Source organism: Mesorhizobium sp. M0587, from assembly GCF_040320945.1.
In the GTDB taxonomy this organism is placed as follows: Bacteria; Pseudomonadota; Alphaproteobacteria; order Rhizobiales; family Rhizobiaceae; genus Mesorhizobium.
In genome coordinates, this window is the sequence record NZ_JAMYQP010000021.1 from 47913 (window position 1) to 70593 (window position 22681).

The 22681-nt window shown below is 61.5% G+C and carries 20 protein-coding genes and 7 pseudogenes; 7 read left to right on the forward strand and 20 right to left on the reverse strand.

Features of this window, described 5'->3' with window-relative positions; translation table 11 throughout:
• The first annotated feature begins 111 nt into the window (after positions 1-111).
• From NKI49_RS19380 to NKI49_RS19390, 3 genes are all read left to right on the forward strand, one after another.
• The gene (locus tag NKI49_RS19380; protein WP_352695721.1) at positions 112-702 is read left to right on the forward strand and encodes an NAD(P)/FAD-dependent oxidoreductase; all 591 of its coding nucleotides are present in this window, start codon (positions 112-114) and stop codon (positions 700-702) included.
• Positions 703-735: 33 nt separating this feature from the next.
• The gene (locus NKI49_RS19385) at positions 736-1362 is read left to right on the forward strand and encodes an NAD(P)/FAD-dependent oxidoreductase (protein ID WP_352695723.1); all 627 of its coding nucleotides are present in this window, start codon (positions 736-738) and stop codon (positions 1360-1362) included.
• Positions 1363-1533: 171 nt separating this feature from the next.
• The gene (locus tag NKI49_RS19390) at positions 1534-1725 is read left to right on the forward strand and encodes a hypothetical protein (RefSeq protein ID WP_352606140.1); all 192 of its coding nucleotides are present in this window, start codon (positions 1534-1536) and stop codon (positions 1723-1725) included.
• Between the two features lie 198 nt (positions 1726-1923).
• Here NKI49_RS19390 and NKI49_RS19395 read toward each other — a convergent pair whose 3' ends face one another.
• The 11 genes and pseudogenes from NKI49_RS19395 to NKI49_RS19445 all read right to left on the reverse strand — a co-directional run bounded on the left by NKI49_RS19395 (position 1924) and on the right by NKI49_RS19445 (position 14478).
• Entirely contained in the window at positions 1924-2445 is a 522-nt protein-coding gene (locus tag NKI49_RS19395; RefSeq protein ID WP_352606059.1) for an isopentenyl transferase family protein, read from the reverse strand.
• A gap of 203 nt (positions 2446-2648) precedes the next feature.
• The gene (locus NKI49_RS19400) at positions 2649-2948 is read right to left on the reverse strand and encodes a transposase (protein WP_352606061.1); all 300 of its coding nucleotides are present in this window, start codon (positions 2946-2948) and stop codon (positions 2649-2651) included.
• A 95-nt stretch (positions 2949-3043) separates the two neighbouring features.
• Positions 3044-3246 (reverse strand): annotated as a pseudogene (locus NKI49_RS19405) (IS6 family transposase); the annotation flags it as partial.
• A 114-nt stretch (positions 3247-3360) separates the two neighbouring features.
• Positions 3361-6096, reverse strand: coding sequence for an ATP-binding cassette domain-containing protein (locus NKI49_RS19410; RefSeq protein ID WP_352606063.1), 2736 nt, complete (start codon positions 6094-6096; stop codon positions 3361-3363).
• A complete protein-coding gene (locus tag NKI49_RS19415; RefSeq protein WP_352606065.1) occupies positions 6093-8276 on the reverse strand; it encodes an NHLP family bacteriocin export ABC transporter peptidase/permease/ATPase subunit in 2184 nt (727 codons plus the stop codon). Before NKI49_RS19415 ends, NKI49_RS19410 begins: the two co-directional genes overlap by 4 nt.
• Positions 8273-9535, reverse strand: coding sequence for an NHLP bacteriocin system secretion protein (locus NKI49_RS19420; protein ID WP_352606067.1), 1263 nt, complete (start codon positions 9533-9535; stop codon positions 8273-8275). The genes NKI49_RS19415 and NKI49_RS19420 overlap by 4 nt, the downstream gene beginning before the upstream one ends.
• A 72-nt stretch (positions 9536-9607) precedes the next feature.
• Complete coding sequence (locus tag NKI49_RS19425) at positions 9608-11575, reverse strand: RiPP maturation radical SAM C-methyltransferase (protein WP_352606069.1); 1968 nt, start codon at positions 11573-11575, stop codon at positions 9608-9610.
• Between the two features lie 15 nt (positions 11576-11590).
• Complete coding sequence (locus NKI49_RS19430; protein WP_352606071.1) at positions 11591-12088, reverse strand: hypothetical protein; 498 nt, start codon at positions 12086-12088, stop codon at positions 11591-11593.
• Entirely contained in the window at positions 12042-12452 is a 411-nt protein-coding gene (locus tag NKI49_RS19435; protein ID WP_352606073.1) for a GNAT family N-acetyltransferase, read from the reverse strand. The genes NKI49_RS19430 and NKI49_RS19435 overlap by 47 nt, the downstream gene beginning before the upstream one ends.
• A complete protein-coding gene (locus tag NKI49_RS19440; protein WP_352606075.1) occupies positions 12436-13968 on the reverse strand; it encodes a radical SAM family RiPP maturation amino acid epimerase in 1533 nt (510 codons plus the stop codon). Before NKI49_RS19440 ends, NKI49_RS19435 begins: the two co-directional genes overlap by 17 nt.
• Positions 13969-14118: 150 nt before the next feature.
• Positions 14119-14478 carry a Nif11-like leader peptide family natural product precursor gene (locus NKI49_RS19445; RefSeq protein ID WP_352606077.1) on the reverse strand — a complete coding sequence of 120 codons (360 nt, stop codon included), beginning with the start codon at positions 14476-14478 and terminating at the stop codon, positions 14119-14121.
• 429 nt (positions 14479-14907) lie between these two features.
• Here NKI49_RS19445 and NKI49_RS19450 point away from each other — a divergent pair.
• Positions 14908-15139 (forward strand): annotated as a pseudogene (locus NKI49_RS19450) (IS6 family transposase); the annotation flags it as partial.
• 13 nt (positions 15140-15152) lie between these two features.
• On the opposite strand, the pseudogene tnpC reads toward NKI49_RS19450, so the two are convergent.
• The 3 genes and pseudogenes from tnpC to tnpA all read right to left on the reverse strand — a co-directional run bounded on the left by tnpC (position 15153) and on the right by tnpA (position 17538).
• Positions 15153-16630 (reverse strand): annotated as a pseudogene (gene tnpC, locus NKI49_RS19455) (IS66 family transposase).
• Between the two features lie 109 nt (positions 16631-16739).
• Positions 16740-17065 (reverse strand): annotated as a pseudogene (tnpB, locus tag NKI49_RS19460) (IS66 family insertion sequence element accessory protein TnpB).
• A 26-nt stretch (positions 17066-17091) separates the two neighbouring features.
• Entirely contained in the window at positions 17092-17538 is a 447-nt protein-coding gene (tnpA, locus tag NKI49_RS19465) for an IS66-like element accessory protein TnpA (RefSeq protein WP_352606079.1), read from the reverse strand.
• Positions 17539-17616: 78 nt separating this feature from the next.
• Here tnpA and NKI49_RS19470 point away from each other — a divergent pair.
• Positions 17617-18078 (forward strand): annotated as a pseudogene (locus tag NKI49_RS19470) (DDE-type integrase/transposase/recombinase); the annotation flags it as partial.
• Positions 18079-18256: 178 nt separating this feature from the next.
• On the opposite strand, the gene NKI49_RS19475 reads toward NKI49_RS19470, so the two are convergent.
• Positions 18257-18613, reverse strand: a complete 357-nt coding sequence (locus tag NKI49_RS19475; RefSeq protein WP_352606081.1) for a hypothetical protein — start codon at positions 18611-18613, stop codon at positions 18257-18259.
• Complete coding sequence (locus NKI49_RS19480) at positions 18585-18839, reverse strand: hypothetical protein (protein ID WP_352606083.1); 255 nt, start codon at positions 18837-18839, stop codon at positions 18585-18587. The genes NKI49_RS19475 and NKI49_RS19480 overlap by 29 nt, the downstream gene beginning before the upstream one ends.
• Positions 18840-19189: 350 nt before the next feature.
• On the opposite strand from NKI49_RS19480, the gene NKI49_RS19485 reads away from it, so the two are divergent.
• Positions 19190-19426: a ribbon-helix-helix domain-containing protein gene (locus NKI49_RS19485; RefSeq protein WP_352606085.1), complete on the forward strand. Its 237-nt coding sequence runs from the start codon at positions 19190-19192 to the stop codon at positions 19424-19426.
• 80 nt (positions 19427-19506) lie between these two features.
• Here NKI49_RS19485 and NKI49_RS33420 read toward each other — a convergent pair.
• Positions 19507-19642: pseudogene (locus NKI49_RS33420) on the reverse strand (IS6 family transposase); the annotation flags it as partial.
• A gap of 206 nt (positions 19643-19848) precedes the next feature.
• Here NKI49_RS33420 and NKI49_RS19490 point away from each other — a divergent pair.
• Positions 19849-20220, forward strand: a complete 372-nt coding sequence (locus NKI49_RS19490; RefSeq protein ID WP_352606087.1) for a hypothetical protein — start codon at positions 19849-19851, stop codon at positions 20218-20220.
• A gap of 527 nt (positions 20221-20747) precedes the next feature.
• On the opposite strand, the gene NKI49_RS19495 is transcribed toward NKI49_RS19490, so the two are convergent.
• The 3 genes and pseudogenes from NKI49_RS19495 to NKI49_RS19505 all read right to left on the reverse strand — a co-directional run bounded on the left by NKI49_RS19495 (position 20748) and on the right by NKI49_RS19505 (position 22523).
• Positions 20748-21476, reverse strand: coding sequence for a molybdopterin molybdotransferase MoeA (locus NKI49_RS19495; protein ID WP_352606142.1), 729 nt, complete (start codon positions 21474-21476; stop codon positions 20748-20750).
• Positions 21477-21530: 54 nt separating this feature from the next.
• Positions 21531-21852: pseudogene (locus tag NKI49_RS19500) on the reverse strand (molybdopterin molybdotransferase MoeA); the annotation flags it as partial.
• A gap of 221 nt (positions 21853-22073) precedes the next feature.
• A complete protein-coding gene (locus tag NKI49_RS19505; protein WP_352606089.1) occupies positions 22074-22523 on the reverse strand; it encodes a c-type cytochrome in 450 nt (149 codons plus the stop codon).
• Positions 22524-22681: the final 158 nt, after the last annotated feature.

Here is a 22681-nt window from a genome sequence, read left to right on the forward strand (position 1 = left end):
TTCTTGTCTATCGCGCTACAACCGGTGCGGGAGACGGACAATCCACCAAAATTCGATGATGGGTGGCAGAGAAGAACCCCAGGCTGCGAGTGCGACCGATCGGTCCCCCCGGTGAAGCGGAGCCTGGGGCTGCAGCGGCACGCGATTATTGCCGCGTGTCACCTTTTGAATTTAAAGTCTTCCTCAGTCCGCCTCGCTGATCCGGGCCAACGCTATCTTGAGGTTGGCATTTTGTCCCGCCAGCTCGCTGAGACGATCACGTTCGGCGGCGACCACATCCGGACTGGCGTTGGCAACGATGCACCCGCGCGGAGCGTGCTGTTGCTGGAAGCAGGAAGGCATGATCCGTCAAAGACGGGAGAGGTGCTGCCGGCAGTAGCGAATGGGCTGCTGCGTCAGCTTGGTGTCTGGACGCCGTTCGCCGAGGTCGGCTTCGTTGAAAATCGTGGGCTTGTTTCGGTGTGGGCCAATGAAGTTCCCAGCGAGCGGCACGGCATGTTTTCCGCTCAAGGTGCCGGCTGGCGGCTCGACCGGACGCGATTCGACCGGCTGATGGTACAGGCGGCCAAGGGGGCAGGTGTGGACACGCGGTTTGGCTCGGCCGTGGGTTCGGCAGTACGCGACGATCAAGGCTGGCTGCTCAAGCTGGCCGATGAAGATATCGTTGCCCGCGCCGTGGTTTGGGCGACCGGTCGCAGTTAGAGGCTGGCGCGATGTTTCGGCGCCAAGCTCACGGTGCACGGACATCTTGCCGCCTATACACGCTTTTTCGACCGCGCGCCGGGCGGTTGCAGCATGGTTGTCGAGGCGCGTCCCGAAGGCTGGTGGTACAGCGCCGACCTGCCGGACGAGCGCCGTGTGGTCGCGTGCCTCACCGATCCGGATCTGGGCAGCGAACTGCGCGAAGCCGGACATTGGTACCGCGCTTTAGCCGCAACGCAGTCCGTCGCGCCGCTCGTGCCGCCCAACGCAATCGAGACCGCCAGCATGATCAAGGCGGCGGGAACCGCAACGATCGCTCCGGCCGCCGGTGACCGCTGGGTCGCGGCGGGCGACTGCCTGTTCTGTGCCGATCCACTGTCATCACGCGGGATCGTGCATGCACTCCGCTCAGGCATCCTGGCGGGCTACGCGGCATCGGACATGCTGGACGGGCGTGGCGATTTCGCCTGCGCCCGCTATGCAACAATCGCCACACGCGGCTTTGCCGACTACCTCCCGGCCCTGGCTGCCCACTATGCAGCCGTCGCGCGATGGGACACGCCTTTCTGGCAGCGGCGGCGCAGCCATGTCTTCCACGCGTCTAGCATCGTAGGAGGGAGGTCAGAGGTGGTCTCGGGACGGGGTGCTCGGCATTTATGACCGACCGAGCGCCAGCGAGTGGTCGTCGGCGGGCTCCATGGCGGCATCATGTCAGGGGACTCGCCCTCCATGATCATCACCGATTTAATTCAAATTTGTCTGTATATATTGACGATTGCACTACCTTCACCTCGTAGACGGCAATGCGGGCGGGTAGAGAGGTTCTATGATATGACAAGCGATTTTTCCGCCGCCCGAGTGCATTTAGATCGAGCGTATGACTACCTTTGTGGGGATGACCTGATGAGTCAAAGGGGCCGCGAAGCCTTGGACCTGCTAATTGAGGCGGTTGCCGTCGAAGAGTTCAAGCAGCCACGCCAAAGCGCGGAGGTGCTAAGGTTTCCGATCGGGCGCCGCTGCTGAGGTAATCTCCACGGCCGCCATGTAGCCTCGCGGGTGAGGCGCTCACGGCAGGGACTCGCCGCCCCGTGAGGGCCGGGAACGAACGCATTGGCAAACGGAAAGCCCACTTGCCAGACCAGCGCCCGGCCGGCGTGGCAAGTAGGCCGGCGGTTCCAAGCGGAGACATTGATGCCGGACTATGTCGTGCTTTGCATCGCATTAAGCTGCCATTCTGGAAAGTCGCGTTCCTGCCAACGTTATTGGAGCTCTTTGCGAAGCCGCGGCATTTTCACTAATGGTCAGGCTGTGCTCTCTCGCAAAACGAATGGCGCAAAGATATCCGTCAACGTCTTCCAAGGTGGGACGGACTGCATCTTCATTCCAGTGAGCCGCAAGTTCCTGTAGCGATGAAGGTCGTCCTTGTCTTGGGACAAACATGTCTGTGACCCGACGCTTTGCTCTCTCTAGAAAGGCGTCCGAGTTGCCGAGCCGCAACCGCCTTACATGCCACTGAAAGCGCCATCCCGATGCTGACTCGCGCATGTGAATTGAGAAGGGAGATCGAGCCGGCTTCGAGGATGATCCCAGGCTGAGATCTACGCTCAGCCACGTGCATGATCGCTTACGATGGGCAGTCACGGCGTGGATGATGCCCGCGGTTAGGGGGCGTATCCAAGTAAACCCGCTGGATAGATTGCAGTTCGGAATCCAAGGCACGCCCGCTGCCGGAGTGGTGGTCATGCGGCTTGGCGTAGAGCGAGTTTCTTGTGCTCGCGCAACCGAGGCGGAAGATGCATGGCGCGTTCGAACGTCACCCAGCGCCTTAAACTTGCGGTCTCGGCCGCCGCGGAACGTTACCCGCAACTCGCGCGTCGCTCGACGCACCCGGGATCATGAAACGCCCAGCGCCCTCACCCTCGCCGCCGCCAGTGTCGGCGGCGTGGTCAGCGGAATCCGCAGACGCACCTTGCCGGGATCTCCAGCTCGATCACCGCTGGGGGCGCCGCCGGCACCGAAGAGGCGACAGGCTCATCGGGAACCACGATAACTTCGGCAAAGCCCGTTTCGCGGGCTCTCAGCGTGCGGCGCCACTTATAGATCAGACTGGTCGCGACATCGTACTGACGCGCTACCGCCGCCACCGTGGACAAGGGCGCGAATGCCGCCGCCAGTATCCGGCACTGATCCTCTTCACTCCAACGACGCCGCCGCTCCGGCCCGGTCAATAACGTCACATGGCTCATGCTGTGCTGCTAACTACGCTGGTAAGGACGACCTTAAGAGCGCAGCCTCGCTACCATGCCATCCTCCCGCAAGGCGGCCTCCGCCGGAGGCGTACTTTTCCAGTGACGCTCCGCTTGCGCCGGTTGAATCGGTCCAGCAGCTCAAGCGAGAACTGCACGACCCAGCGGTGGAATGGTCGACGTGAATGCCGCGCTCGGCCATCATCTCTTCCAGATCACGCAGGCTGAGATTGTAGGCAAGATACCAGCGAACCCACAGTAGGATCACGGATCGATCAAAATGGCGGCCTTTGTACATGACAAAACCCGGAAAAAAGAGCAAGCGTTATGCAGCAAATGACCTTTCCGAAAAGTTTGCGACAGAACCATAATGGCCGCGTGTTGCTGGGAACAGTTCTTGTTCCGGTCCCTTTTAGAGAAGCTGGCGTTGTGCGAGCCGCTTGAAAATCCGCCCCTTCTGCAACAGCTCGAGATAGCTGCCGCTTTCAGCTATGCGGCCGTCATTGATAACGTAGATCAGGTCGGCGGACTCCAGGGTTGACATCCGCTGAGCGATGGCGACCCGGGTGCACTGGAGGCTGCGCAGATTGTCCATGACGCGACGCTGCGTGACATTGTCGAGCGCGCTGGTGGCCTCGTCCATGATCACGACGCGCGGTTTGCGTGTAACGGCGCGCGCAATCAACAGCCGCTGGCGCTGGCCTCCGGAGAATGTCATGCCGCCCTCGGCGATGGCGGTGTGTAGCCCCATGGGGAGATCCTTGACCACATCATCGAGGGCGGCAATACGCAGTGCTTCCATCGCCTCGTCTTCGGAAAGCGGGAGGCCGGCTGCAATGTTGTCGTAGATTGAGCCTGCTAGCAGGCGGCCGTTTTGCAGCACGACGCCGTATTGACGCCGCATATCCCGGAGATCGACAAAGCGGAGGTCGGTACCGTCGAGATAAATATTGCCCGACTCGGGAACGTCGAAGCCCAGCAAGAGTCGGATGATGGACGACTTGCCAGCGCCGGATGAGCCGACCAAGGCGACAAACCGCTCGGCCGGGATGCGCATCGACAGGCCCTTCAGAACAAGCGGCGCGTCCGGCGCATAACGGAAACGCACGTCGCGCAGCTCGATCTCGCCGCTCACCCGCGAGAACTGGCTGCCCTGACCGATCCGTTCCTCCTTCGCCTCGAGGATCGGACGGACACGCTGGAAGTAGGCTTGCAGTATGACGATGAACAGCGACGCGCGGGTCAGCGACATGACTGCGCTGACGAACTGGCCAAGAGCAACGTTAAAGCTCGCAAACTCGGCGACCGACATCAGCGGCGTATAGGGACGCGGGTCGTTGGTCGAGCGGAAGAAGGCGAACAGGTTTCCGCTGTGCGCACCCAGAACAACCAGCACGACCACGGTCAGCAGCGGTCCGAAGCCAGATCGCAGAATAGAGAGACAATTGCTCAGGATGCTCTGCCGCAGGCTGAGGGTCACCGTGCGCCGGTAGGTGCGGAGCCAAACGAGGAACGCCTCGCGCTCGGCGCCGGCCACCCGCAACTTCGCGATAGCGCCCAGCAGCTGCAGGACAGTGCCCTGCTGCTTTCCCGACAGCTCGAGCGATTCGAAATTGTAGCTCAGGATGCTCTTGCCGATCAGATAGGCAACGCCGGCGAACAGCACCGAGACGAGCACCAGTAGCAAGGTCACGCGCCATTCGAAGTAGAGCATCAGGCCGACGCTGAAGATCATCGACACAGCGCCCGAGAAGACCGTCATGATTGATCGGCTGATCAGCTTGCGGGTGACGTTGATGCTATCGGCGCGACTGGCGAGGTCGCCCGCCGTGAAGCCGCGGAAGAATGGCACCGGCAGGTTGAGGAGCTTGATCCACACAGCGGCCTGGATGCGGTTGTCCGCGCGCGCCTCCAATCTCAGGCCGCTCAGCGACTCCACGAGATTTGTGCTGGTCATGCCGAGCGCTAACAACAGCAGCAGGCCGCTGATCACGCCGACTTGGTCGAGTTCGGCATCTGGAATGATGGGGTCCAGCAGCCAGCCGAGGGCCATCGGGGAGGCGAGTGAGAAAAAGCCGGTCAGAACCATCGTAGCGATGATGGCGAGCACGTCGGCACGGCAGTTATGCAGGCCGAAGCGCAGGAGGCGCCAACCGGTTAGCATGCCGTCAGGAAGCGGGATGTAGAAGGCGTAGGCGGTGCGGTTGATCGTTGCGCCGGTCTTGGCATCCACTGCCTGCGGGGCGCCACGGCCGTAACACAGGTAGCGATTGCCGGAGCGGATCAGCGCGCAGGGTGCGGATTCGGGTCCCACGGTCGCTAGCAGTGGGCCGAGGTCGCCTTCCCACCAACGGCCCTCCAAGATCAGTTCCCGATACTGTAGGTGGTTGTCCCGAGCGATCTCGTCGATGGCCCGGGCCAGCGGGGGTGGCGTAATCTTATTGCGACGCCGCGGCAGCGCCGGATGGCCGAGCGCACGTGCCACGCGAGCGGCGATCGTGCCGATCGTCTCGGTTTCCTCACTGCCTTCGACCGCAGTTTTGATGCTTATCAGATCAACGAGGTTGCCCAACTCCGTGGCGAAATCGCCTTCCGCCGCGAGACGTGACGCTTCATGCGCCGCGGAGTTTTGGGCAAGTTCCCCTGCACGGCTGGCGATAGCCGCCCTTACGGCTCTTTCGGCAAGTGCCAAGCCTGGGTCTTGGCTAGATGTCCTGGCCTGCCATGGGGCCAGCAACGCAAGCCAGCCGTTCCGGGCTTGTTCGAGCGCCGGCCGGGCCTCCACGTTAGACGCAAGCTCCCACAGCGCCTTGCGCGTCGTCTCGACGATCTCAGTGTCGGCTGATGGCACGCCAATGAAGCGGAACTCATCGCCGGCCGGCAGGGAATCGATTAGCCCACCCGCCTCGACTGACAGAAACGGGTACCGACCGTATCTGTCCACAAGAAATATTTCGACGGATCCCGAAAGCACGAGCCATATCCGGTCCACTGTCGTGACATCGAGCGTGTTGTTTCCGCCCACAATCCGGCGCTGTCCGGCAATGCCCAGCGCCGATGCGAGCGTCGATCCGGGTGCCTTCCAGCTCAGCGTAATGATCGCATTGAGTTTGGCGCTATTATTGAGGAGGACGTCGACGATGTTCATCCAGCCCTCACAAGGGCGGCATAGACGCCGTTGGCCGCCTTGAGCTTTTCATGCGTGCCTCGTTCCACGATGGTGCCATTCTCGAACACGAAGATCTGATCGCAGTCACGAATGGTACTGAGCCGCTGGGCAACAATAAAGCATGTCATGCCCCTCAGCCGCATGTTATGGTCGATCTGCGCTTCGGTGACGGCATCCAGCGCGGCAGTCGCCTCGTCCAGCACGAGAATCGTTGGGTTGCGGGCCAGGGCGCGGGCAATCTCGAGGCGCTGGCGCTGGCCACCGCTCAGATTGGTGCCCCCCTCGCTCAGCATGCCCTCATATCCGCCGGGACGTCCCAGGATCGTTTCGTGAATACAAGCGTCCCGCGCCCCGCGCACGATCGAACGCGGGGCGGTAGCACGATTGAACAAGGCGAGGTTGTCTTGAATTGTGCTCTCGAACAGGCGGATGTCCTGATCCACCCAAGCGACGTTCGAGGTGAAGACGTCGCGGGGCACCTCGGCAACCGGGTAGTTATCGTAGAGCACGCTTCCCGAGCGCGGGGGGTAGAGACCGAGCAGAAGATGAACCAGGGTCGACTTGCCGCTCCCGCTGCCACCCACGAAGGCGACGCGCTGCCCCGGCTCGACCTTTAGGTTGATGTCGTGCAGTACGGGCAAGTCGAAGGCGCCGTAGGCAAAACTTAGGTCAGCTATCTCGACTCGCCCGGAGAGTTGTCGGGGCGGTTCCGCAACCGGTGCTGCCGCCTTCGCCGGATGCCCCTCGATCAGCGGATCGCTCTTCGCCGCAAGGACGTCCTCGAGCCGCGCCCAGTGGCCCTTTGCCTCCTGAAGCTGAAGGCTGAGGTTGACGATCTGCTGCAAGGGACTCATGAAGCTGCCGAGCAGCATCTGGAACGCCAGTAGACCACCTATGGTCATCTCGCCCCAGATGATCAGGACCGCGCCGAAGCAGAGAACCATTGCCGTCATGATCTGCCCGAGCAGGGTCGGCGCCGCCCCCAGCGACAGGGAAATGCGTTCGCGCGACTGGAACTGGTTCACCGCGTGCGCCTGGTAGCCCGACCAAATACGGAAGAAATCCGACTCGGAGCCCATGGCCTTAATGGTCTCGATCGACTGAAGGCCGGACATCGCGGCGGCGGCTATTTTTGCACTGATATTGAGGATGACCATGTTGCCGTCCTTCAATCTGCGGCGCACAAGTGCGACAGCAGCGACGTTGCAGGCCACCAGCAAAATCGAGACGATGGTGAGTGGGAGGCTGTAGGCCGCCATCACACCTGCATAGACAATCACCATTGCCAACTGGGTGGCCGCTGTCGGCAGGGGACCGGAAACCAGAATGGCAAGCTGATTGGCCGAGTGGGCGCGACTGACGATGTCGCCGTGCTGGCTCTGCGTAAGGAACAGCAGCGGGAGGCGCAGGACGTGCCACAGGAAGCGCGCACCGATCATCACTGCCAATTTCAGCTGTAGACGCATCAGCACGCGCTGTTGCAGCCAAGTGACAGTGGCCTCCAGTGCGACTCCAAACAGCAGCGCCACGATGATGGGAAACAGCCAGGTGTCGAATCGGCGTACTAGGACCTCGTCGACGAACACTTTGATGAGCGCAGGGAGCAGAATCGACGGCAGCGCAAGCATGACGGTTGTGGCCGCCATCACTACGAGCGCGGCTCTTGACCCAGATGTCCAGCCGAACAGGGTCCGCAGCATACCCTGCCTGTAGCCGCCTGGTTTGAAATTGGATCCGCGCTTGAACTCTAGCGCGACGCCCGAATAGTTTTCGTAGAATTCTTGGTGACCGACGATGCGTCGGCCGAGGGCCGGATCGTTGATCCGGATACCGCGACCTAACCGGCCTTCGACGACGACGAAGTGGTCGGCCGACCAGTGGGCGATGAATGGCAGCGCAAGGGAGTTGAGCGCTTCAATCGGGAGCTGCTGCCCGCGCGCCTCTAGGCCATAGTCCCGCGCGGCCTTGACTATATTGCTGGCGCGCGCGCCGTCACGCGAGACGCCGCAGGCTTGGCGCAGTTCGTCCAACGGGACAAAACGGTGGAAATACCCCAGGACCATGGACAGCGCCGCAGCGCCGCAGTCCGCCTCCATCTGCAACACTGTTGGCGTGGCGACAGCCCGCCGCAGCCGCAGGGTGAACTCACGGCTGGTCACAGATGCGCCCATGTCCGCACGATGGGCAGCACAAGAGAGAGAGGGGTGACGCGGTCCACTACAATATTGACGGCGGCGGTCGTGCCGGGCGTCACCTCTGTCAGTGGACGGGCGGCAGATGTCCAGTGTAAGCCGTCCGTTGTATCCGGATCTGCCTCAAGCTCGATCTCGATGCGCACCGGAGCGCCAGCGCCCATCAAGGTGTCGACGAGCGCCTCGTTACCGAGAACGGCCAGCAGGTCGCCCCGGGACACCGGCAGCAGGCTCACTTGGCTGACCTGGCCCTTGATCGACCCGTAGATTTGTTCATCGATGGACGAAGGACTGATAAGTGCATGCATGCCCGCAACCACGCGCTTGCCTTGGTCGATCGGCAAGTAGGCGTGAACGATCATGCGTCTCTCCAAAGTACTGGATTCGACCGTGATCAGGTTGATTCCAGCGGCAACCGTCGCATTGGGGTAGGTTGTGATCTCACTGACCGTGCCGTCGACCGGGCTGCGGATCGCGGAGCCGACCTCGAACTGCACCTGTAGATCACGGTAGCTGGCTTCCGCATCGATCACCTTTATGCGCAGTTCGGTTCGGCTGCGATGAACCAAGTCTTCGAATTCGATCTCCTCAGTCTGTAACTTCTGAATCTGGTCGGTCATTTGACGGATGGAGCGCTGCACGTCGATGAGGCGGCCGAACTCAAGCTGTTCCTGGATGCGGGTGGCAAAACCGCGCTTCACTTCCGTCACAAAGGCCTCGTACAGGCCTTGAATCATCTGGCGGTTCTTCTCTGCATCCGCAAGGCTGGCCTTCAGCGATGAAATCTCTTGGTGGAGAGTCTGCCTGCGCCGCTCCACATCTGCATGGGAAGTCTTATCGTAATTTTCAGACTCCCCGCGTTGCGCTTGGACAGCGATCCGCGCCTGCTCAAGGCGCTCCGCGACCTCGTCGAGCTTAACCGTGACCAGAAGATCGCGGCGGGTGACCGTGTCCCCGGGTTTGACGTGAATTTGCGCGACTGTGCCCCCTGTCCGGGCTACCACGTCGGCAACGACGCTACGATCGAGCAGAATAACGCCTTGACCCTTGGCATGGAAGGCGAGCCGGCCAACAAACCCCCAAGCCACCGCGCCACTTACGCAAAGCGCGAGCGCAACAAACAGAATCCACGTCGACCGCGATGTGAGTTGGATCGCTTGGTTCAAATGCTCAGGATCACGAAGGGCACGTGGGCTCTCTGCGCTCGTCGTCACAGGGTTCAGCATTTTCTCTCCCCAAGCAGCTGAGAACACCAACGGGCTGTCGCCCTGCGGATATGCAATCGCAGCTGTCCTCATTCACGTGGCGGCACTCACAGGCCTGACACGTCGGTCGAAATAGCCTCCCGGAAACGCGGTCGGCGCGGGCATTGGCGTATATGGATTCCAGAGCGGGAGCCCAACCAGCCGCGCATCCAGCCGCACGACCAGCTTGCGAGCGATCATGTCGGCTATCGCCCCGTTAATCTCGGTCTGCATCACATTCGGCGTGCTCAGCCGTTCGCGCAGGCGGGCGTCTGGCATGCCTTCGTCAGCAGCTAAAAGAATTTCGCGCGCCAGGCCTTTGACCCGGTGTTCACGGTCCACTGCTATGGCGCGCGTGTCCTCGACCGTTATCTCGTCGCCGCTGTCGCGCATCGACAGCATCGGCAGCTTCGGCTCGTTCCAGGCTTTCAGCCATGAATCGATACCCTGGGTAACGGCATGCAGCCCCGGACGACGGTTCGCGGCGCGCGCAGCGAAATGGCCGCCGACATCGTTGTCTTCACTGTCGTCGAAGTAGTAAACCAGATTCGCGAGATCGGCCTCCGAGAGCGGATAGACGTAGCGAAAAGAGACGGCTGGGCGCAGCTTCAGCCTATGTTTGTCGGCTGCGCGATGATAGAGGCTGTAGCGCTGGTAGCGCAACCGAACCGCACGTCCTGGCTGGAGATGATGCAGCAACGGCAGCCAGGAGGCTATTTCCGCATACCAGGCGTCGCTCTCGCCGGGGAAGCCCCACAGCATGCTCCAACTGACCCGCACGCCATACTGGCGGCACCATTTCAAGAGCTGAACATTGTGCGCTGACGTCGTTCCCTTGCCCATCAGCTTCAAAGCACGGGTATCCAAGCTCTCGATACCTGGCTGGATCCAGCGGACGCCCGCGGCAGCCAACTTCTCGACTTCATGGCGTTTCAGATTGGCTTTGACTTCGAAGAAGATCGCAAGCTTGTCGGGTAGGGCGGTGAGGCGAGGCAGGGTCTTTTCGAGGTAGTCAATGGCTAGAATGTTGTCCACCGCTTCGATGCGCGACGAGCCGTAGCGCGCCGACATCTCTATCATCTCCTCTGCGGCCTGCCCGGCCGGTTTCTGGCGATAGGTAATCGATCCGCCGTTCAGCCCGCAGAACGTGCAGGGGCTGCGCTGCCCCCACCAGCAGCCGCGAGAGAACTCCATCGGCAGCCCCGGATAGACGCGGTCGGCGTAGAGCGATCGTCCGAGTTCGGCAAAATAGTCAGAGAAATCGGGTAGCGGCAGGTCATGCATGTTTTCGACCACTGCGCGGGGCACCAGGTCGCCCATCGACGTAGCGGGATAGCCGGCCTCGCGATGCCCTGGGCCGAAAACGCCGAATGGCAGGTCAGCCGGCGGAATGGCTCTTCCGTGATTGAGGATGTCGCAACACAGCGCGCCGAGCAGTCCGTCAGCCTCGCCCGACACAACGTAGTCAACCCACGGGAAACGCGCGTGAGTGGTACGCCCCATGACCGATTCGCAGTTTGCGCCACCCATGAGAGTCACTAGGGCCGGTGAGCGACCGCTCAGTCGGCGCAGCAACGCGAGTGAGGGAACATGCTGGGCGAAAGTCGAGGTGCACCCAACCATGGCCGGCCCTTGCTCCAGTATCTTGTCGGCTGTCCAGTCGATGAAGCCGCCGATGAGCGAGCGCAGCTCGAGGAGATGGGCACGACGCTCGGCCAAACCGTTGTGTATCGGATTGCGCTCGAAATACCGGTCGAGGAAGACGTCGTGGTCTGCTTCGTAGTCGGGAAAAGCGATGCCTGCGAACAGCCAGTCAACAAGCGCATCCTCAGGGAGAGAACTCTCAAGCAGATTATGGTCGGCGAGGCCGACGTATTCCAGGAACCAGATGTTGGCATACGCTATCCTGGATCGCAGTCCGGCCCGGGTCAGCGCTGACTTCAGCAGACCAAGCGCCAATGACGGCCGTTCAATTGCCGACATCGGCATGTTGACCAAGACGATCGGCACATCGGCGCTCATGTCATGCCACTCTTTTCATTTTGATCCAGGCATGGGCTGAGCTGGCTCAGCCGTGGTTTCATGCGATGGAGTGCAAGCAAGCCATGCGGCTCCATGACCGGAACGGTGAACGTGCTGTTGACCAGTTCGGGAAAAGCGCACCGGAGGCGCGCTATTTCGAGCCACATTGGCCGTATCAAGTCCATTGCCTGAAGACTGGCGCGGATGAACGAGCAGGTCCAGCGCAATGTGTCGGAGTGGAGCCGTTGGGTGGATCGCCCAGCCACGGACCGCTCCGCCCTCGGCATCAACCAGCGCCAGGCTCATGTACGGGTCACTTTCCTCCTCGTAGATGACCGGATAGACGTCGTCATTCACGCCGGGCTCGTCGAAATCCCGGATCATCGCTCGCTGGTCGGCGCCAAGCGACCGCCGGCCGACGATGCGGTAGCGGGCCGGCAAGCGCGCCTCGACAAGCCATGGCGTCTCAAACGTGAGCGGCACGGTCGTGTGGCAGACCAATTTGTTGACCATGGGTCGGGTCCAGTCGTTCTTCACGAAAAAGCATGCGGCGTCCTGCTTGTGCTCGCGGACGCGCAGGAAATGAGCCTAGCCTGAAGCCGAGACCGCGGAACTCCCCTTCGATCGCGTCCAGCATGGAACTGCCAAAGCCCGTTCGGCGGAACATAGGCAGGACGTAGACCGAAAGGAATTCGAACTGCCCGGAAGAGCCTGGCACGGCCAAGGCAAGTCCTGCTGTCACGTCGGTTGTGCGCGCCGCGACGCTGCGGACCGTGGCTGCGAAATGGCTTGTCACCGCAGTCCACACTGCCGGATAGGTAAGATGCCGTACGTCCTTTAGACGGACGTAGCCCAGTATCTCAGGTCGCATCGGCATGGTCGACGCCCGTGCGGGAGGCCGCGTATTTGCCCGCTTCGATGCGGCTCGTCGTCCTCTCGCTGGTCTGCCCGGCGAAGCTGTCGTCGAGGTCCTCTTCGATCACCCCGGCCGCGTATAACTGATCGAGCAGATCGGCGACTGCAAGGGCGCTCGCTCCGTCAGCTATGACGCGCAAGACCAACTCCGACGATGTGCAGTCGCCGCACGCGATGAGATCGCCAACGGAGATCGGAGCGACATCATCATCTATCCGGTGTTCAATGTTGCGTGAGCGGAGATGGAAGTGCCGGTTCCCGGCCTCGTATTGCAGATCTCCGCGGAAGCGGATCGGCAGGTTCGCAGGTGGGCTTTCGAACATATGCTCGTCGATGATGCACTGCAGCCCTTCCCGGAACTCGTCGGGCGTGCTGAAGAAACGTTCGTCGACGATGCGGTAACCGAGAGGCCAGCGTTCGCTACCCGGTACCGGCGTCACCAGTTGTAAACGTCCTTGCCGCATATTTACGAGGAAGCCCGAAACACAGGCGATCGTCGTGTGATCGCGCTCGAGCAACTCAATTGCATCGTCGTTGTTGGCTGCCCTGAGTTTTTCCTTTCGCGCGCGCGCGCGCCCGGCGAAAGCCTTTGCGGTCAGCGCCTCCTTGCCCTGCAGGATGAGTTCGACCCCCATCAGGTCCTCGGGCGAAAAAGCCGCGTGAATCTGATTGAGGTGGTTCGTGCTTAGCACGGAGAAACGATTCGTCACGCCACGGTAGCGTTTGAACAGTTCGAGCACGCGCCTGGTGAGTGCCTGATCCTTGAGCGGGGCGGCCGTGGTCGTTTGTGGCAATGCGCCCGTAATTTCATAGTAGTCGAACAGAAAGCGGTCGTAATCCGGATTATCGATCGGATCTGTGGCCCAGTAGCAGAAACCAGTGCGGGCTGCCGAACCAAACATCTCGCTCGCGACACCGACCACGCCGCGCCAAAGCTCGGCATGCTCCTCGCTATACTCATAATAGCCCTTGAACCGGTCGGCCGATAGGCCGCAGAACCAGCAACCGACGGTGCAGCCTTCACTCAGCTCGAAAGCGATGACCGGGTGCGTGACCGACGGTGCCGATCCGCCCAATTCGCCGTTGCAGCGGCGGATTTGGCGCTCTCGCCACGCATGGAAGCGGGGGTTGACCATCGACATTTCGCCCTCGGCGCGCAGCATGTCGCGATGGCGCAACATCTCGCGCATATACTCGTCCCACATCACAGCCAGCGGCCACGACGCACATTCCGGCTCGAAGCGGTATTTCAGGTAGCTATTGCGCCAGAGCGGCAGCATCTCCATCGGGTCAACTTCGATGCCGTAGCGCTCAGTGACCGTTCGAGGGTTGTCGCCGTTCTCCGAAAGCGCGGTGCGGAACGCCATGTCGCCGACCAGGCGCTCCATGAAGCGCTTGATGTGTGCTAGCGTACGAAGTTGTCCGGGAGTGCGTCGGTCAAAGATCTGTCGGTAGTGTTCGGTTGCAGCGTGCGTCATGACGTTACGGACGGCCTCTTGATGCGGCGTTTCGCAGGCCAGCTGCCAAAAGCGATCCCACGATCGCTTCTCGCGAGTGGCCTGATTTTAAGTTTTCTTCACACGTCTCATCGAGCACGGGTGGATGCGCTCAGACTCTAAAGTGAGCGGTTAGATCAGGACCGCAGCGACGACTACAACGGCTTCGGCTGCCTCTGCGACAGTCGTAGCTGCTTCCGCTGCCTCCACAGCGGTGGTAACGACCACAGCGGTCTGCGCAACCTTGGTCGAGGTCGCAACGTTGGGATCATGCTTGCCGCCGAAAATCGCATCGAGTTGCTTGTCGGTTAACTCGCGTGGGCTTCGCGATTGAATGTAACTCTTAGCCTCATCGAGCGTGAAATTGTAGCCGTGGCTCTTTGCTATAGCCACAATCGATGCGAGACCCGTAGCATTCGGTTTTACCTTTTCGAGCAGATTACCGTCTTTCGCCAGATCGTCGACGAATCGTTCTACCTCAGCTTGCGACATCGTTACCCCCCTGCCTCGGCACGCTGCGCCTGCAGCTCTTAGCCGAAATCTTCAGTCGCGCCGAGCAATTCAGTAATTCTGGACCAATTGCCATCGTCATCTCCGTTGGGTCTGGAGAGACCGTCACAACGGCTTCCCAAAATTGACCGTGCAAGCGACGTACCATCTTGAGGACGTAGCTGCGCTGATACTCAATTCGGGCCGGCGCACCTTTGCGTCGCGCTTCTGCTGGCTGGGTACCGTTTCGCTTCTGTTCGATAGGTGACAATTTGGTCGACAGTATTGTTTGCTCGGGATCGAGACACCACGTGGTCGGCAGCTCGGTACGTCGGTTTACGTCAGCGAAAACCCGCCTGAGAGGAATGTGTTGCAAAGTTCTTGGTAACCAAGCGCACGGCATTGGGCTCCGGTGTTCCCCGAAGAGTTGAGATGTTCAAAGGCCGCCATTTCGACCAATCCGTGATCTTGCTCTGCATTCGCGGGTGTCTGGCCTACGGACTGAGCCTACGCGATCTTCGAGAAATGATGGCGGGCGTGGCATTAGTGTCGGTCATTCGACGATCCATCGCTGGGTCGTTCATTTCGCGCCGCTGCTGATGGAACGCTTTACCGGCGCAAGCGCTCCGTGATCGGCAAATGGGATGCGGACGAGACTTACATCGTAACCGCTGTTCTCAGGCCACGGCCTTGAGCGGCGCGGGGGCATAGGCCCAGGGCAGCAGGTCGTCGAGCTGGCTTTGCGGATGGCCTGCGACGATGCGGGTGATGACGTCGGCGAGGTAGGCGTACGGGTCGACGCCGTTGAGTTTCGCGGTTTCTACGAGCGAGGCGATGGTCGCCCAGTGCTCGCCACCGCCGTCGGAACCGGCGAAGAGCGCATTCTTCCGATTGAGGGCGATTGGCCTGATCGAGCGTTCGACGACGTTGGAGTCGATCTCGACGCGGCCGTCGTCGAGGAAGCGACCAAGTCCGGCCCAGCGCGAGAGCGGGTAGCGGATTGCTTCGGCGAGCTTGCTCTTCTGGCTGACCAGGGTGAGCTTCTCGCGCAGCCATGGCTGGAGGGTATCGATGACGGGGCGGCTTCTCTCCTGGCGGGCGGTGCGCCGCTCTTCGGGCGAGCGTCCCCGTATCTCGCTCTCAATCCTGTAGAGCTCGGCGATGCGCTGGAGCGCCTCCGTGGCGATCGGCGCGGGTCCGGACTGGGCCAGTTCGTAGAACCGGCGACGGACATGCGCCCAGCAGAACGCCAGGCTCACGGCATTGCGCTCGGCCAGCGCCCGGTATCCGGCGTAGCCGTCGACTTGCAGGATTCCGACGAAGCCCTGAAGGTGCCGGAGTGGCTGTTCGGCCTTGCGGTCGGGCGCATAGAGATAGGCGACACCGGGCGGATCGATCCCGCCCCAGGGGCGATCGTCGCGCGCATAGGCGAACAGCTGGCCCGTCTTGGTGCGGCCGCGCCCGGGATCGAGCACCGGCGCCGTGGTCTCGTCGGCGAAGAGCTTGCCGGACGCCTTCAGCCGCTCGAACAGCCGCTCGTGGATCGGCCGTAGCAGGAAGGCTGCCTTGCCGACCCAGTCGGCGAGCGTGGACCGATCCAGGTTCACGCCCTGCCGGGCATAGATCTGCGCCTGGCGATACAGGGGAAGATGGTCGGCATACTTCGACACCAGCACGTGGGCGACGGTCGCTTCGGTCGGGATGCCCCCCTCGACGAGGCGCTCCGCTGCGGGCGCCTGCACCACGACCTCCTCGCAGCTCCGGCAGGCATACTTCGGTCGGCGCGTGACGATGACACGGAATTGGGCCGGCACGATGTCGAGGCGCTCGGAGCGATCCTCGCCCATGACGTGCAGCATTCCCTTGCAGCACGGGCAGATCTTGTCGGGAATGTCGATGACCTGCTCGATACGCAGCAGGTGCGCGGGCAGTGCACCGCGGTTGGTGCGGCGCTTGCTGGCGCGAGCCTCGCGCTTGGCGGGATCGGCGGTGTCCTCTGCGGCGAAGCCCTCCGCCTCGACCTGCTCGGCCTCTTCCAGGCCCAGCAGCAGCTGGTCGACCGGCAGGCTCTCTGCCCTGCGGCCGAAGCGGTGGCGCTGCAGTTCCTGATGATCTGGCGCAGCCGCTCGTTCTCGGCGCGCTCCGCCGCGAGCATCGCCTGAAGCGCGATCGGATCGTTGGTCTGAGGCTCGGCCGGGTTGCTCACAAGGCCGATTCAATCATGCATTCCAATGCTTTGCCAGCGTCTCTGGCCGCCCATGGAATCAACTTGCCGCGACCGGCGCGCGCGTCTCGCGGGCGTCATGCACGCGCCGCCAATCCAACCCTTCCAGGAGCGCCTGCAATTGCGCCGCCGACAACCTCACCACGCCATCGGTGATGGCAGGCCAGCAGAACTCCCGTCCTCCAGACGCTTCGCCAGCAGGCACACGCCGGTGCCATCGAAGTACACCAGCTTGACCCGGTCGGCGCGCTTGGCCCTGAAGACGTAGACCGCGCCAGAGAACGGATCGGCGCCCATCGTCTCGCGCACCAGCGCCGCCAGGCCCTCGGCCCCCTTGCGGAAGTCCACCGGCTTCGTCGCGACCATCACCTTGACCACACTCGTCGGCCCGATCACGACGGCGCCTTCAGCGCACGGATCACCGCCGCCACCGTCCTGGCGTCGGCGCCACGACCGACCCGCATGGCGACGCCGTCAATCTCCAGCTCGATCACGCCGGCTTCTTGCGCGGCCTTCCGCTTCCGTGTCGATCTCGCGCGCTTCCCCGCCGGTTCGGGCTCCTGTGCCGCGACCACTGCTGGAACAAACAACGGCTCCGGTGCCGGCGCATTCGCCAACGGCACCCGTGCGGACCGGCGCCAGGCGAACAGCTGCTGCGGGGACAATGCATGTCGCCGAGCCACCGCGCTCACGGTCTCGCCAGCATCGTAGCTTTCCGCCACGATCCGCGCCTTCTCCTCCGGCAACCATTCGCGCCGCCGTCCAGAACCCGTGAATATCTCAAGCCGTCGAACCGGCTCCTCGTCCCTGGACTTAAGCGTAAGCTCTGAAATCGTCATGTGTCGAAGCCCTCAAAGGCTCCGAGCATCGTGGCTCACGACCACGCGCGAAAGGTGGCGCCGGGACAGCGCTCACCTTACATCAAGGTCCGCGGGCGATGGATGTACCTCTATCGCGCCATCGACAGCATCGAGTTCTGGTTCAGTGAATACCGGGATTTGCCGGCCGCCAAGCGTTTCTTCACAAAAGCGTTGGCACGCCATGGCCGTCCCGATCACATCGTCATCGACGGCAGTCAGACCAACCGGGAAGCCATTGTTTCCTGCGATGCCACAAGTCGATTGCAGGATTGCTCCCGGCGCCGGTCGAAGCCGATCCGCATCCGCCAAAGCCAATACCGCAATCACCGCATCGAGCAGGATCATCGGCGGATCAAGCGCCGGGTGCGGCCGATGCTCGGTTTCATCGATGCACACCCCGCCGCGGTAACCCTGTCCGGCATCGAGATGGTCCACATGATGCGCAAACGACAGGCGCGGTACGCCTTCAATCCGAACCCGTCTCTCTCCGAGCAGTTCGAAAGCCTCGCTGCCGCATGAGGTTGCCACCACTCTGGCAAATTCTCTGACCAGACAAAACTTGCACCCGCCGGGAACGTCCGAGCCATACTACGTGCTGATCGCGATGGGGATTGGTGCTGTGGCCGCCGAGGAATCGATCCGCTTAAGCCTTGGCCGTTCTACGACGCAAATCGATATGGACGAGGCCGCGATTGCCCTAGCGGAGGCGCTCGAAGAGGTCCGGCATAGGCTTGAGTTCTGTAGCTTTCGCCCCTTCCGCATAGGTATAGATGACGTTGACGATGGTGGAGGTGATGTCGGGATATCGCGCGACTAGATGGGCGGCTGCGGCCGTATAGTCACCGGCCGACAGCTTGTCGACAAGGGCGGCGACCTCCCCTTCTGCGTGTCTTGGGATCTCATAGAGGGTGACAGCAAACTCCTCGTTCAGTTCTGGGTCTTGCGGCGGACACCATGCATCCATTTCGGCATAGTGCCGTTCGATCGCCGACGCCGCGTCCGCGCCACGGACCAACGCCCCATAGTCAACCTCTTGGGACATCATCAGGAACATCTTCGTGCTCGTGAGCATCATCAACTCCATCATCATGCGAAAAAGCGGTAGGAGCGAGGGGGCGAACGCCGTTCGCCCCTCCGGGCAGTTCGATCAGGCGGCCATCTTCACGCCCTCCGGGATCGGGGAGTTCGCGGGCGACCTTGGCAGCCTCGGGGTCGTTGACGTCGATGCCGAAAGCTTGATTATAGTTGCGGAGCCCGGCGTCGTGCTCTTCCTCCGTCATGACGTGCCGCGACCATCCAGCAGATCACGTTCGCCGCGCGCGTCCGGGATTCCGAACCGGCGTCGATCGCGCAGCTGACCTTGATGAGTACGCCCTCCCAAAGCAGTGCGTGCATCGCGCCAGTCGTTCTTATTCGCGCGGCTGACCGCCTCAGTGAGTGGCATGCGGCCCTTTGATCAGTGCTTGCACAAACATTCCTTTATGTCTGCGCCCACGTCAAGTTCTGTTGTGCAACACCATAGTAAATTCATAAATGTTGAAGTGTTGAAATGTCGACAGATCAACACCTTGATTACTTATGTTCCTCTTTTATGTAGAGCTCCCGGGAGTTCTTCTTTCGGTGGTGATGTATGGTCGCAAACAAGCCTCCGTCCCGAAGCGGGCGGCGCCAAATTTCCGGTCATTTCGACCCTGAAGTTGTGAAGGCGCTGAAGCGTCTTGCGCTAGAACGAGATAGCACGCTGCAAGCGCTCCTTGGCGAAGCGATCAATGATTTCCTGTCGAAGAACGCGCTTCCGAGATTGGCCAACGAGACGCCGCTACCGCGTGGTGGGGCGGCTCTGCAACGCAGAGTGACCAAGGGGTGAGGCGCCACGCACGCCAAACTGTCCATCGGGCGATGTCACTTTGTTACAGATGAACGCGTTGAGATCTGCGGCCGCTGATGTCAGCTGACCATGGCCACGGCTTTCCATTGCGCCATTGCAGGCGGTGAATATGGGTAGCCAGAGCGGAGCATTTTGAGCGGGGCAGGACGAAGAGATTGCGAAGAGCCGTGAGAAGATCGAAACGAAGCGTTGCAGTGCTCCTGGCACCGGAAGGCACCGTAAAGTTAACGGACGGCTGATGAAGATGTGGGTACACGGGCCATGTCAGAAGTTGCTCGTGATCCGCTCTACGGAGACCGCATCTCGACGAAGAGAATCATCCTCTGATCGGCGTGCCCCTGACAATTACCAAGGGTGACAAGCCGCGCACGATCTACCCGCCGATCCGCCTGGTCGACCGCATGCAATCCTATATCAACGAGGTTCGCATGCCGCAGGTCCGGGCGTTGCGGCGCCAGCGGCCGGATTATCGGCCGCCGTCGGCGCTCCTCCTCAATCTTCAGGGAAACGCGGTCAGCAAGACACGATTGACGGCGGTTTTTGCAGAGGCGTTCCGGGGGACCGGTGTGACGGGAACTTTGCATCACCTGTGGCACACATTCGCGATGACCATGCTGGTGCGGTTGCAGCGGCAGGCATTGACCACTTGTCAGGTCCGGGCGGCGGAGATCAATGGCGAACTTCGCAACCGGCTGCGGGCGCCTTTCCGACATCCAGAACTGAACGTGCCTCCAATATTCAAGCCCAAAACGCCTCTTCTACGCGCCGCCTGACCCCAGAGAAATTACCGGTCGCACACTCACACGATCTACTGGGCCGGATGGTCGAATTTCTGCGCCGCCAGCCAGCGGGCATGTACTGGGCGCCAATTCTTGCGTCCGCTAAAAACTCGGCCAGGGCGCAGCAGGAACGATAAAAGCTGCTGGCGCTTCTCGCGCAGATCCTCGCCCCACCCGCACGCGCACCAGATCCGCGCACCGCTTCATGCACCGCGTCGGGAACCCAGATCCCTTCAGTTCCCCGCCCGAAAGTCGCGCCAGGCTGACCGCATCGCGCCGGTGTTCGTCTTGAAGCGCTCGCCCGGGCGCTTGGGAATCAGCGAGGGTGCTACGACATCGCAGCGGTGACCGCCAACTGGCGAGCCCGTAGCCGATCGGGTCGTAGCAGAAATAGAGGCGAGAATGCTTCTTGCCTGTCCTTCCTTTGCTGGGGCTCGGCTCGGCACTCCCGAGCAACCCCGTTTGCTATACAGCTGCAAAGACTAAGGGTGGGGCCGCCAATCACACCACGGTCATAATGTCTAGGTCCCAAACGGTTCGTAGCGTAGCGGCATGCTGTTTGTGATTTCGGCGGCCTTAGGCGGCAGGAGTGCGATGCCGTCGGCCAACGCAACGGCCGTCAAATTGGCCGAGGTTCCACGTTCAGGCATCTCCAGCACAGGTTCACCCATTTCGGTGCGGCCGGATATGCGGACGGGCACAAACTCGGTTCGGCCTTGCCGCTTTTTGCAGTTGAAGCCAGCCACCGCCGAAAACCATTGCGGCTGGGTCTCCGCGAGGCCAGCCAGCCTTCGCAAGGCAGGCAGGACAATCTGCCGGAAGGCTATCAGCGCCGCGTTGGGATTGCCTGGCAACCCTGCAAAGACTGTTTTCCTGATCCTTCCGACCTTCAGCGGCTTGCCCGGCCGCATCGCGACATTGAGGACGCCAAGGTCGGCACCATGGGCCTGAACAGCCACCACCGCATGGTCTTCCTCGCCTGCCGAGACCCCGCCTGTGGTTACCAGGGCATCACAGGACGTGGCGGCGCGAGCGACAACGTCTGTGAGGAGACCCAGGCTGTCAGGGACCATGCCGAAGTCGACGATCTCCGCCCAAGGACAACCCGCCAGCAACGAGCTCAGCATGATCTGATTGGAATTGTAAATCTGACCGTATTCGAGGGGCTCGCCCGGTTCTTTTAAATCGGTTCCGGTGGAGAGCAGTCCTATCCGGATCTTTCGAAGCACCTGAACGTTGACGATCCCCACCGCTGCCAACAAGGTTAGATCCCTGGCGGACAGGCCCTTGCCCCGCCGTACCAGTTCCGTGCCGGCGCTGACGTCCTCGCCAGCAAAACGGATGTGACGACCACGACGGGGCCGCTTGTCCATCGTGACGGTATCGCTAATTCGCTCGCAGCGCTCTTGCATGACCACGGCATCAAGCCCCCGGGACGGGTGCTCCCGTGAATATCCTGAGTGCAGTTCGTGGGTCGAGGTTCTCAAGAGCGCGCACATCGCCGGCGACCACCCGTTCAGCCAGACGAAATGTCCAAGGCCCTTCCCCGTCGAAATCCGCCGTTCGAACGGCAAACCCGTCCATGGCCGAATTATCGAACGCAGGCAGCGAAATAGGCGAGCATATATCGGCGGCGCAAACCCGTCCCTAATGCACCGACGAGCGAGACTGTTTCCCCATATCGAACAGGTTTGGCGAGCGCGATGGCTTTGGCTACCGCCGTCTCGAACGGGATAGCTTCGCCAATCTGCCCGGCAGAACAGTCGGCTTTCAAAACAGGTTTCACGGAGTGACACACGATCGCTCCCTTCTTTGCGTTGTTCTCGACACGCAAAGGCCAAAGGTTTCTAACCTGACACACTCTTGAGATAGGCGATGACGTTTTTGGCGTCGTCGGGATTCTTGAGGCCAGGGAACCCCATTTTGTTCGCCGGCACTTTCGCCTTGGGATCTGCCAGATATTGCATCAGGTTCGGCTCATCCCATACCAGGCCCGCAGCGCCCACATCCTTCATGGCTTTCGAATAAGAATAGCCAAGGACGGTCCCCGCTGACCGGCCCACGACGCCTTTCAAGGATGGCCCGACTCTGTTTGCTCCGGTATCAGCGCTGTGGCAGGCGGCGCACTTTTTGAAGACCGCCTTGCCTCCCTCGATATCCTGGGCCCGGGCGACCGGAGGCAGTAACGCCAAAACCATTGTGGCACCGACGAACAGATATTGCACGCAGGAACTCCCCCCTCCTCCCCTTAGACATTGACGGCGGCTGACGTCGACCAGCTTGCTCCAGCGATTCATGCGTTTCTCCCATTTGTCGAAATGTCCTCGAAAACAACTCTGCAACGGGTGTGCCAACCGGAAAGCCGGCGATTTCATTACAAGATGCGAATGGACCCCACCTCCAAGTGCCCACCACGTCCCGAGTTGGACCATGCTGCGCTGCCGACGGTTCACGA